The 10788-nt window shown below is 62.2% G+C and carries 16 protein-coding genes and 1 pseudogene; 11 read left to right on the forward strand and 6 right to left on the reverse strand.

The annotated features are described in order from the left end of the window. From EP376_RS23545 to EP376_RS22005, 11 genes and pseudogenes are all read left to right on the forward strand, one after another. Positions 1–149: DUF6330 family protein (locus EP376_RS23545; RefSeq protein ID WP_164745040.1), on the forward strand; the 149-nt coding region annotated here is incomplete at its 5' end. A gap of 87 nt (positions 150–236) precedes the next feature. Beyond that, entirely contained in the window at positions 237–626 is a 390-nt protein-coding gene (locus tag EP376_RS21965) for a DUF3768 domain-containing protein (RefSeq protein ID WP_127657637.1), read from the forward strand. A gap of 157 nt (positions 627–783) precedes the next feature. Next, the gene (locus EP376_RS21970; protein WP_127657638.1) at positions 784–2766 is read left to right on the forward strand and encodes a ParB/RepB/Spo0J family partition protein; all 1983 of its coding nucleotides are present in this window, start codon (positions 784–786) and stop codon (positions 2764–2766) included. A gap of 89 nt (positions 2767–2855) precedes the next feature. Continuing rightward, positions 2856–3008, forward strand: a pseudogene (locus EP376_RS21975) (regulator); the annotation flags it as partial. Further along, positions 3008–3661, forward strand: coding sequence for a DUF6927 domain-containing protein (locus EP376_RS21980; protein ID WP_127657645.1), 654 nt, complete (start codon positions 3008–3010; stop codon positions 3659–3661). The pseudogene EP376_RS21975 and the gene EP376_RS21980, both read left to right, overlap by 1 nt. A gap of 125 nt (positions 3662–3786) precedes the next feature. Continuing rightward, positions 3787–4113, forward strand: a complete 327-nt coding sequence (locus EP376_RS21985) for a type II toxin-antitoxin system PrlF family antitoxin (protein WP_005668772.1) — start codon at positions 3787–3789, stop codon at positions 4111–4113. Next, the gene (locus EP376_RS21990; protein WP_127657639.1) at positions 4110–4628 is read left to right on the forward strand and encodes a type II toxin-antitoxin system YhaV family toxin; all 519 of its coding nucleotides are present in this window, start codon (positions 4110–4112) and stop codon (positions 4626–4628) included. Before EP376_RS21985 ends, EP376_RS21990 begins: the two co-directional genes overlap by 4 nt. Positions 4629–4722: 94 nt before the next feature. Further along, a complete protein-coding gene (locus EP376_RS23105) occupies positions 4723–4887 on the forward strand; it encodes a hypothetical protein (RefSeq protein ID WP_164745041.1) in 165 nt (54 codons plus the stop codon). Then, positions 4877–5029, forward strand: coding sequence for an antitoxin PaaA2 family protein (locus tag EP376_RS21995; protein ID WP_043754116.1), 153 nt, complete (start codon positions 4877–4879; stop codon positions 5027–5029). The genes EP376_RS23105 and EP376_RS21995 overlap by 11 nt, the downstream gene beginning before the upstream one ends. Before the next feature lie 190 nt (positions 5030–5219). Beyond that, complete coding sequence (locus EP376_RS23550; protein WP_255519524.1) at positions 5220–5354, forward strand: DUF6878 family protein; 135 nt, start codon at positions 5220–5222, stop codon at positions 5352–5354. Between the two features lies 1 nt (position 5355). Beyond that, positions 5356–5817 carry a DUF6915 family protein gene (locus tag EP376_RS22005; protein WP_127657641.1) on the forward strand — a complete coding sequence of 154 codons (462 nt, stop codon included), beginning with the start codon at positions 5356–5358 and terminating at the stop codon, positions 5815–5817. A gap of 444 nt (positions 5818–6261) precedes the next feature. Here the strand turns inward: EP376_RS22005 and EP376_RS22015 are convergent, their stop codons facing one another. The 6 genes from EP376_RS22015 to EP376_RS22040 form a co-directional block, all read right to left on the reverse strand. Then, a complete protein-coding gene (locus tag EP376_RS22015) occupies positions 6262–6465 on the reverse strand; it encodes a hypothetical protein (protein ID WP_127657642.1) in 204 nt (67 codons plus the stop codon). Continuing rightward, on the reverse strand, positions 6462–9278 hold the full coding sequence (locus EP376_RS22020; RefSeq protein ID WP_127657643.1) for an ATPase, T2SS/T4P/T4SS family: 2817 nt from the start codon (positions 9276–9278) through the stop codon (positions 6462–6464). The genes EP376_RS22015 and EP376_RS22020 overlap by 4 nt, the downstream gene beginning before the upstream one ends. Next, positions 9268–9546: a VirB3 family type IV secretion system protein gene (locus EP376_RS22025; protein WP_008282962.1), complete on the reverse strand. Its 279-nt coding sequence runs from the start codon at positions 9544–9546 to the stop codon at positions 9268–9270. The genes EP376_RS22020 and EP376_RS22025 overlap by 11 nt, the downstream gene beginning before the upstream one ends. Next, positions 9539–9832, reverse strand: a complete 294-nt coding sequence (locus tag EP376_RS22030) for a TrbC/VirB2 family protein (protein ID WP_009503803.1) — start codon at positions 9830–9832, stop codon at positions 9539–9541. The genes EP376_RS22025 and EP376_RS22030 overlap by 8 nt, the downstream gene beginning before the upstream one ends. Next, the gene (locus EP376_RS22035) at positions 9829–10443 is read right to left on the reverse strand and encodes a lytic transglycosylase domain-containing protein (protein WP_017469729.1); all 615 of its coding nucleotides are present in this window, start codon (positions 10441–10443) and stop codon (positions 9829–9831) included. The genes EP376_RS22030 and EP376_RS22035 overlap by 4 nt, the downstream gene beginning before the upstream one ends. Positions 10444–10486: 43 nt before the next feature. Next, a partial coding sequence (locus EP376_RS22040; RefSeq protein WP_127657644.1) for a hypothetical protein occupies positions 10487–10788 on the reverse strand: 302 nt, incomplete at its 5' end.

Here is a 10788-nt window from a genome sequence, read left to right on the forward strand (position 1 = left end):
TCATCACCTTCAAGCGCAGTGCCTATTGGTGGAGCGCGTCCGAGGGTGCCTATCCACTCTTGGCAGCGCTCGAGACCATCAAGGAACAGGGTGGCTGGGTCGAGACCATCCCCAACCCGAATTACAGATCCAAGGGGCTGTTCGGGTAGGGCACCTTCTCCTTCGGTCCTGCCGCCAGGCGGAAAGGAAAAAGCAGGCTTTGAGATGGGTGTTTCAACTTCACAGAGGAATGCCCCATGACCATCACCGCACAACCCCAGACAGACCGCCCTGATCCGAGTGTGATCGCAGCGCTGAACGACGCGTTTCGCAAGCTCGCATGCCTTGGAGTACCGCTCGCGCAGCCCATCCAGGGCCGAATGCATGTCACCCGCGCGCTTATGGAGGCCGGTGACGGCTTCATGGCCGAGGCGGTGAAGGCCACCGGTGAGTTTGCCACGTTCGAGCCTGAGAATGATCCCGAGGGCTGGCACGATTTCGGGGCGGTCGAGATCCGGGGAGAGACCGTGTTCTGGAAGATCGATCTCTATGAAGCAGACTCGGACCTCCGCTACGGGGCTGAGACCCCGGACAATCCTGCCACCACCATGCGCGTTTTGACCATCATGCTGGCGCGCGACTGGTAGAAGGGCAGGGGACTCCTCCCCCCTGACATCTGAGACGATGAAGGCCCGCTGCCCCTCAAAGGGAGAGTGGGCCTTTTGTCGTGGTGATCCCTGAAGCCGGGGATTTGTACGCGCGCGAGTGCGTCGGCCACACCTCACCCACCTGAAAGGATATCCCATGACTACGAACTTTGCCCCTCTCACCGTCGCCATCGGCGATCTGGTCCCGCATCCCGCTAATGTGCGCAGCAACGCGCCGGAAACTTATGACCCCGAGAACATCGCGCATCTGAAGGCCAGCATCGCTGTGCTGGGTCTCCTCCAGCCGCTCTTGGTTCAGAAGATCGACGGCAAATACGCCGTGCTTGCCGGTGGCCGCCGTCATGCCGCGCTGAACGAGCTGGTCGCCGACAAGGCCGCCAAGGGCTTCTCGGCGAAGACCAAGATCGACTGCTGCCTCGTGCCGGACGACTGCGATGTGACGACGGCGCTGTCGCTTGCTGAGAACATCACCCAGGCGCCGATGAACGCCATCGACGAGTTCGAGGCTTTCGCCCGGATGATGGAAGTCGACGGCCAGACGCCCGAGACGATCGCCAAGACCTTCGGCACCACGGTGGCGGCCGTGAAAGGCCGGTTGCGCTACGGTCTGATCCATCCCGACATCCGCGCCGCCGCTCGGGCGAAGACGATCACGCTCGACACGATGAAGGCCTTTGCGGAGCATCCGAGCCAGGAGGTGCAGCGCGAGGTCTTCGAGGCGCTCACCAAGGAAGATAGCTACCTGCAGGCCTATACGGTCCGCCAGGCGCTCAAGTCCCGCGGCGTGCAGGTCAGCGACGATATCGGAGCCTTCGTGCGCGCGGACTACGAGGCGCGTGGCGGTGCCGTCGCGGCTGACCTTCTGGAAGAGCATTCCGTGCTCGAGGATGCGGTGCTGGTTGAAACCATCCTGCTCGAGAAGCTCGGTGCCGCCGCCGAAGAGGCCCGCATAAAGCTGGGCTTTGCCTGGGCCGATGCGATGGTGCGCTATGATTACGCGACCATGGCCGACTACGGCCGCGTCTATCCCGGCCCGATCGAGCCGGATGAGGCTGCCCGGAAGCGCATCGATGAGATTACCGCCGAGCTTGAGAAATTGCAGTTCGAGATGGAGGATGAGGGGCTCGAGGACGGTGCCTACAACGCGCTTTACGACCGCGTGGATGCCTTGGAAGAGGAAGCCCGCGACCTGCAGGAGGCCTACAGCGCCGAGGACCTGGCGCGGTCCGGGGTAATCGCCTCGTGGTCGAATGGTCAGGTGACGCTCCATGTGGGTCTCGTCCGCCCGGAAGACACCGTCAAAGAGGAGGGCGCGCGCGGCTCCTCGACAAGCCCGACCGCGGAGGAGGCCCCGGACGCGGGCGAAATCACCTACCCAGCCTCACTGGCTGAGGACCTCAAGACCGAGCGAGCCATGGCGCTTGGGGCCGCGATGGCGCTGCATCCGGAAGCCACGCTCGATCTGACGCTCTTCAAGCTGGTCAGTGACGTTCTGGCCAGCGGCATGAGTGTCACGCAGGCGATCAAGGTCGAGGCCCGCAAGGAATACCGCAGCCATGCCAAGATGGACGAGATCGACGAGACCTCGCTCGAGCAGGTAGCGGCGGCACATGATGCGCTTGATCTGTCCTGGCTCGATGACACCCGCGCGCCCGCCGATCAGTTCGCGGCGTTTCGCGCGCTGGAGGCCGGCGAGAAGGCCAAGCTCGTGGCCTATGCCACGGCCAGCACCACGCAGTCCTGCTTCGCGCGGGACCGCCAGCGCGACAGCCTGATGCATGCGTTGGAGATCGAGATCATGCCCGACATCCGCGCCCACTGGACGCCGAATGCGGCGCTCTTCAACCGCTTCAAGAAGGCTTGGCTCCTGAAGATCCTCGGCGAGGATCTGGGTCTCGCCCAGGAGGCGGTGACGCTAGCCTCGTCGAGCAAGAAGGAGATCGTCGCTTTCTGCGACAAGCTCTTCGCTGAACCCTTCGCCACACTGACGGACGCGCAGCGCGCTGCCGTGGCCGCCTGGTGCCCGCCGATGATGCAGACCGCGGGTATCGCCTGTGATGAGGCGGAGCCCACTGCGGAAACCCTCGAGCCTGACAGCGAGGTCGCGCAAGCGGCCTGAGTCCTCACGCGACCCGCGCGAGGCATTCCCCGCGCGGGTCGACCCTCCCACACCCAACCGAAAGACATCCTCATGGCTATTCTCAAGTTCTCGGCGGCACCTTCCGGGTCATCCTGAAGGATGCCTGCGACACCTTCGCGATCGTGCAGAACTGCGGCAATTGCGAGGATTTCGACGCCATGCAGCCCTACCGCGTGCCGCTCGATGCGCTGATGGAAATCGATGACCGGAGGGCGGCGTGATGGGTTGGCTCTTCTATACCGACGGCCGCGTCCAGACCTACGCGGATGAGAAAGCGGAAATCGCCCGGCTCTGCACCTTCGAGAGCGACATGCGCAAGACGGAACTGGTCAAAGCCTGCAAGGTGGGCTCCGCCTGGTATGCGGCGGCAAGGGTCACCAATCTCGACGGCACCCACGTCGAGGACACGACCTATGTGACCGATGCGGATGGGTCGATCACTTTTGGGGCTGTCTTCCTCACCCGATACGATGACGGCTGCTGGGGCTACAAGGACATGGAGGAAAGCGCTGGCCCCGTCGAGTCGCGCGCTCCGCTCAGCCTTCTGGCGCTGCTCTCGGAATTGAAGGACCCAGAGAGCTATGCCCATGCCTGGCGCCAGCGCTGCCGGGACTGGGCTTCGATTCCGGACTACGAGGAGGGTGACAGGATCAGGCTCGCCGCGCCCGTGACGCTCACCGATGGCAGCACCTGCCAGATCGTAACCGCGACCCACTACAGGGGGGGTCGGCAAAAACGCCGCTGCTACCGCATCGAGGAAACCGGTGGGCTCGTGCGCCTGTCGAAAGCGACGCTCGCGGGCTCGGAGCTACTCAGCTCCGCGAAAGGTGCTGCCAGCCCGGTGCTGGCGGAGTTCCTGGCGAGGCGAAATTAGGTCCTGCGCTGGACGGGTCATCGACCTGCCCGGCGACAGCAGATGCTGCGGCTTGTCTTGACAAGGCAATGCAAATGCATTACCTATCGCAGGCAGCAAAGATCCCTCTCTTTCAGGAGACTGCCATGACAGCGCTCGCACAAGATGTCTCGAAACTCACGGATCGGTATCAGACGACCGTGCCGGCGGGTGTTCGCAAGCAACTCAAGCTGGGCAAGGGCGACCAGATTCGTTACTGCACCGAGCCGAGTGGCAGGGTCTATATCGAGCCCGTGCGCAGCGACGAGGAAGATCCCGTGCTCGGAGCCTTTCTCGATTTTGTCGAGGCCGATATCAAGGCGCATCCGGACCGCATTCGGGCGTTCGATGGGGCTTTGCATGACCGTCTTGCAGCACTGGTCGGAGACGTTGACGTCGATCTCGATGCGCCGCTATCGCTCGAGGATGAATGAGCGGCGATAGCGTGCCCGCCCAAGCGCCCCTTGTCGTAAACGGATGGTCGATTTATGCGCATCCGCTCTTTCTGGATCAGCTCGAAGGGCTGATTGAAGAGGTCGAGGCGCGTAAGGCACGCGATCCCAAGACCTGGCGCAAGAAAAACCCGACGAAACGGCTGGCCGCCATCTTCAAGCTGGTCACCGAGGCCATACCTGCAGATCCGGGTGCCGCCGCCTTCCGGCAAGGCGGCACACTCGGCGATCACCGCAAGCACTGGTTCCGGGCGAAATTCTTCCAGCAGTATCGGCTGTTCTACCGGTTCAACAGCGATGCGAAGGTCATCGTGGTGGCATGGGTGAACGACGACAAGACCCTGCGCGCCTATGGCAGCAAGACGGATGCCTATGCGACGTTCAAAGGGATGCTGGAAGATGGCAACCCACCTGACAATTTCGACGCGCTCTTGAAAGAAGCTGCAGCGGCAGGCAAGCGGTTCGAGAAATCCCTTGAAGCGGTGCCCGATCGGTAAGTGGGCCAGCTTGCTATGACCCTTTGGCATTATCATTTACGACGCCACGCTCGAAGATGTAGCATCGGCTGATAATGCGGTCGGAGAAAGCACAATGAATGAGACGGAAAAGGATAGGCAGCACCTCGGTCTAGAGGAGCAATGCGCGCCTGACCTGACGGGGCACCGTTTCCCAATTGCTGTGCCCGTTGCAGACATGCCCGATGACCTCGGCAAGCTGCTGGATATCGGGCTCGAGGAGCATTTCCGTGGCCGCTGAAGCGAATTCTTATGACACGTGGTTTTGCGCGCAGGTGCAGGCCGCGCTGGAGGATGCACGCTCGGGAACATCTCAGGTTCAGGTGATGCAGGCCGCACAGGCATTGATTGATGCGAAGCGGCAGGTCGAACCCAAGTCCTGACCAAGCCTTTGAGGTCGGCGCGGTCTGACTACGTCACCCTGAAAAGCGAAAGCGGGCTTTTTGTCCTTTGGAACTCAGACCCTGATCCAAAGGAAAATCCCCATGTCCAAACCCAGAACGGCCAACCCGGCTCTCGCAATCTCCGAAGCCGATCTCGCCTCTGCCCTCGCGCAAATCGGCACGGAGGTCGATGACCAGCCCCTGCGCAGTTCAGCGCTTGCGCGCATATGGCACGCTGACTTGGGACATTGCAGCAGACAGCATCACGCTCGATCACGCGGACCGCTATGTCGAATGCTCGCACAGCTATGACGAGGGTCTTTGAGATGGCCCATCCGCTTCATCATGCCGAAAGCTCCGCCCGGAAATTGGGCGGGGTGCCGTCTGACTATCAGTCCATACATGACTGGTTCGATGCCTCGAAAGAGCACCTCGCGCTCTTTACGCACCGAGCCATGCGTCACCATGCCCAAGGCCTGTATGAGGCCGAACGTGTCTTCGGCCTGTCCCTGACCAATAGCGCAGGTCGGGACATTCCCGTGCGCTGGATCGGCGAGCAGCATGTCCGCGAAGACTGTCAGGGCCGCATTCCGAGTATGGCGGACTGGCTGCGACGGATACAGCCTGAGCCATGGATGGCCAATGGCCACATCGACCGGCACGCCGGCTCCGAGCCCTGCGGTGACCCAAGGGTTGCCTGGGCCTCCGAGGTCGCCGCCGGAAGAACGGTTCTTGGCCTGAAAGATTGGATGGCGGCGCGCGCGATGCAAGCGGCGCAGAGTGCCTGACAGGTCTCGGCCGTTTGCCAAACGAATGCTGCATAGAAGCCCGGTCAGAAGATCGGGCTTCTTGCGTCGTTTCTGGTCGAAGATCATTTGCGCGGCGGTTGTAACTGTTTGACGCTTGCAGCATTTCTGAACGGTTCGCATTGGCGTGGTTTTCTTGGAAGGTGACTTCGGCGTTATCCCATGCTGGGAAGCGAAGACCGCAGTCGCAGGATCCGGTCTCAACGATCCGCTCCATGTTCTGTGCCCGGTAGATGTCCTGGACCAAGACACGCTGGTAGGCGTCTCGAAGGGCGATGTTTTGCATCCAGTCAGGTTCGCTCGGGCGTTCGGGGCAGACATCTGGAATGCTCTCAAGACTGGGGATGAGATTGCGCTCCGCCATTAGGGGCGATGCCATCAAGCCCAAACCGACTGACAGTAATAAGAAAGGCGCTGCACCACGCTTCATCGGTTGTCTCCAAAATCGGCACCGCCGGAGGATTCACGCTTCAGAAAAGCCGTGTGCCCGATATTGGCAAACTCAGACGAAATGATTGAGACCACCTCCCAGCCGATCTGGCCCTTCGCATTCAATGCCGCCTGCATTTCGATCAGACTGTTCTTACGGTCCATCGGGAAGGAGAGGATTTCATATTCAAAGGTCTTCATGGGGAAGTTCCAATCTCGGTCGCGCCGGGGAGGTAGAATTCGGTGATGCCGCGTTTGCCGTCATGGCGACCGGCCTGGATGATCACATCGATGGAATTTTCGATGTACTGGATCATGTCGGCATAGGTCATCGGGATCTCGGTCTTGAGCGCGGCGATCGCGAGCCGCTGCACGGCCAGTTGCGGGGTTTCGGCATGGAGCGTGGTCATGGACCCGCCATGGCCGGTGTTGATGGCTTCCAGAAAGGTCATGGCCTCCTTGCCGCGCACCTCGCCCAGGATGATCCGGTCGGGGGGCATGCGCAGCGTGGCGGTGAGAAGCACATCGGCGGTCTGGAATTCCGCGTCACGATTGGCGATGAGGGTCACGGCATTGGGCTGGGTCGGCAGAAGCTCGGCGGCTTCTTCGATGGTGACGATGCGTTCCTCGGCCGGTACGTGAGAGAGGATCTTGCGCGCGGCGACGGTCTTGCCGGTGGAGGTGCCGCCCGAGACGATCATGTTGAGCTTGTTCTCGACGCAAAATGCCAGCGCATCATCGATCACGCCTGCGGCCACGAAGGCGCGCAAGGCGCGCTTCTTTTCCACGCGCCGGTCTTCGAGCTTGCGTTCTTTGCCATCGAGAAAATCGAGCGCAATGCCCTCGAGTGGCAGGCTTGAGAAGAACCGCAAGCTTATCGACATGGCCGAGAGCACGGCGGGCGGGGTGATGACCTGTGCGCGGATCGGGCGCCCCTTGCGCTCGAGCTGGCTTGCGTATTGCGTCATCATCACCGCGACCGTGTTCTGTTTGCGCGCTGTCACCAGCCAGTTCGACAGCCGCTCGGCGAAATACGCGTTATCGAGGGCCTTCCAGGCCTCGTCGATCACGATGATGGTGGGGCGGCGGTCCTCGATTTCGCGCTCGACCTGGCGGAAGAGATAGGACAGGACCGCCATCCGTTCCTTGTCGGCCTCGCTGTCGAGAATGCCGGTCAGATCGAAGCCCACCACATCGCCCTTGAGCGAGAACGTGTCCTCGAGGCTCTGCCCGAAGATCCAGCCATAGCGGCCGTCCTCGGTCCATTCGAGCAGGCGCTGGTGCAGATCGCCGCCATCGTCGGTGGACACAAAAAGCGATGCGAAATCCCGCCAGTTCCGCAGGGCCGGGTTTGTGGCCTGCGCGTTCTGGCGCACGACTTCCTGGATGCGATTGGTCTGGGCAGGAGTGAGCGGCTTGTCGGCGCGGTAGAGCAGGGTGGCAAGCCAGTCCGAGAGCCAGGCGGTGCCGCGCGCATCGGTCTCGGTCCAGAGCGGGTTGAGGCCCGTGGGCTGACCGGCGTTCAGGGACGCGTAGCGCCCGCCATTGGCGCGGACCGCCATCTCCATACCAAGACGGTAATCGAAGACGAAGATCCGCGCGCCTGCGCGACGGGCTTGCGTCATCAGAAAGGCGGACAGCACCGATTTGCCCGACCCGGGCCGACCCATGATCAGGGTATGCCCGCTGGTCGGTTCTTTGTCCGGGCTGCCCTGCTCGTGGTAGGAAAACCGGTAGGCGCTCTGCTCCGGCGTGGGCAAATAAGTGACGACCCGGCCCCAAGGGGTAAGTGCTGCGGGTTTGCCGAGCTGCGTCCGGTGGAAGGCCGCAAAATCCGCGAAGTTGCGATTGGTGACGGCGCTCGCGCGGACACGCTTGGGCTGGTTGCCGGGGTGCTGGCTGAGGTAATGGGCCTTTGCGGCGACCCGCTCGCCGATCATTTTCACGCCCTCGGTCGCGGCGGCATTCACGATCTCGGCGCTGAGCGTCTGCAGCTCTTCGAGCGTTTCGCAGAAGATCGTCACGACCATGTGGTGCTCACCGAAGCTCTGGCGTTTGGCCTCCAGATCATCGGCGGCGATGTCGAGCGCTTCCATAAGCGATAGGGCGGCGTCCTGGCTCGCCTGCATCTGGCGCTTTTGCCGCTTGATGCGGCCCGCCATGAGGTTCGAATTGATCGGCGTGAAGGAGTGCGTCACGATCATGTCGACTGGCAGGTTCAGCATGTCGAACATGGTGCAGGAGGTGCCTTCCGAGTATTCTCCGATGGTGAAGCTCTTGCCGTAGCGGTGGCCCACGACGCCCTCGGAGAGCTCGAAATGGTCGCCGTGAAACGTCACGCGGGTATTGGCGACGTTGAAGGACAGAAAGCCGTAGGTGTTGGCCGGGTAGAGCGGCAGCTCGGTGCCCGTGTTCAGCGCGCCCAAAAATCCCACCAACTCTCCCGATCCTGCTGACAGCAGGCGCGGCTTGAGCTCGGTAAGCCCCGAGAGGAAGACGTTCACGGCCTCACCGAGGCGCTGCAGGCGTTTGCGGGTCTCCTCCTTCAGTCGGTCCGGCGCGCTGCGGCTCAGGAACGGCAGGAGGCTTTTCGGGGGCGGACGGTGAATGACGGTGAGCGTCAGCGTCTTGTCGCGCAGCCCGCTGGTCTCGAGTTTTGCGCGCCAGCGCCGGTCCACCTCGCCTGCGAAGCTGTCCTCACGGATCGGGTCGAGATCAGGTTTGATGGCCTTGGAGACCTTGTGGACGTAATAGCTGAATTCCGGCCCGAGCTGCGCGACGATGCGGGCAAAAAGCGCCGTCACCTTGTCGAGATAGGCATCGTCGGTCGTGTAGCTGTTGATCCCCTCGAGCCGAATGCAGCGGAAGAGTTCGTTCACCCGGGTCCGCACGGTCTGGTCGTCGACGAGGCTTACATAGGGCAGCATATGCGCGAGGCGGGTCTCGCGCGCATACCAGTCTGGCGTCATTGTGCGGGCATCGAGCGCAGCACCACGGGCGTCATCACGGGGCATAGCTGTCCCCGCCATGGATGGACCTGTTGCGCGTGGGCGGTGTCTCCTGCAGGGCCGTCATCATCACGTCGATGAAACGCGGGTCCCAATCTGCGGCCTTCCACAGCACCGGATAGAGCAGGGCGGCGAAACCCAGCACCGCGATGTGCTGGACCCAGACGAACAAGAGCACAGAGCCGAAGAGCCAGACCATCGCGTACATGATGGGCAGGCCCAGAAGCTTCGGCGGGCGCACGAGGCCCAGAAAGAGGGGCGAGCGTTCAGCCACCGGCGAAGACCGCGGCAACAATGGTGGGAGCGGCGGCAACACCAGCGATGCCCACGAGGACCCAAAGCGCTTGGCGCAGGTCGATGATGTTGAAGAACCAGCTCAAGAAAACGCCGAGGACCGCGAGTGTGGCGATGACCACACCAAGAGGGCCGGTCAGCGCATCGACAATGCCCTGCAACAAGCTCTGGATCGGGGAGAGATCGATGCTCTGTGCAAGGGCGGGCTCGGCAATCAGCAGGAATAGCGCCAGCGAGGCGACAAAGAGGTTTGAAATCTGTTTCACGAATTTGATCCTTCCAATCGGGCCACGACGGCCATGACACGGGCCACGTGGTTCTGGGTTTCTCGGTAAGGGGGAATGCCACCGTGTTGGCGCACGGCGTCGGGACCGGCGTTGTAGGCCGCCAGCGCCAGATGCGGATCGCCGAAGCGCTCCAGCATCATCGCGAGGTAGCGGGCAGAGCCGTCGAGGTTCTGTTGAGGGTCACGCGGGTCGACGCCCAGATCACGCGCCGTCGCTGGCATCAATTGACCAAGGCCAATGGCACCTGCACTTGAAATCGCATCCTGCCGGTAGGCGCTCTCAACCTCGATATTGGCTCGATAGAGAGCTAGCCAATCCGTCACGGAAAGCCCCGCGCGACGCAGGCCGGGATGGCCGGCATAGCGCAAGGCCGTGGTCTGAATCCCGGAGAGGACATCGGCGCGGGGCAGGGGAGTCGGGCGGGCAAGGGCCGCGACTTGGACGCCCTCTTGCTCGGCCTCTACCTCGCCGAAGATCGCGATCCCATCGGAGGCCGAACTCTGACCAATCCCTTCATTGTAGTTTCGAGCAAAGCTGCTCTGAGAGCGGGACGGGGTCAGGGAGCCGTCGCTCTCCATGACCAGGACCATTTGCGCTGAGGCAGGTGCTGCGACCAGCCAGAGACAGACGAGGTTAGCTGCCAGCGCCCTTGTCTGATGGGGCTTTGTCTGGCGGCGCAAATTTGTGCGTACGGCTTGTCCCCGCCTCAAGCGGCAGGTCGACATGCGCAAAACCAAGGCCAATGAAGAAAGACACCACGCCGGAGATCGTCTTGAACTCGCGGATCTTGATATCGTTGTAGGTCGTCCGCGTGCGGGCGGTGACGAGGAGCTTTTCCACCCCGTCATCAGAGACAACACGCATGATCCAGACCCCGTAATAGCTGGGGCCTTTCTTGTGTGCCGACTCTTGGCACAGGATTTCTGCGCTATAGC

The sequence above is a fragment of the Alexandriicola marinus genome, assembly GCF_004000435.1.
In the GTDB taxonomy this organism is placed as follows: domain Bacteria; phylum Pseudomonadota; class Alphaproteobacteria; order Rhodobacterales; family Rhodobacteraceae; genus Alexandriicola; species Alexandriicola marinus.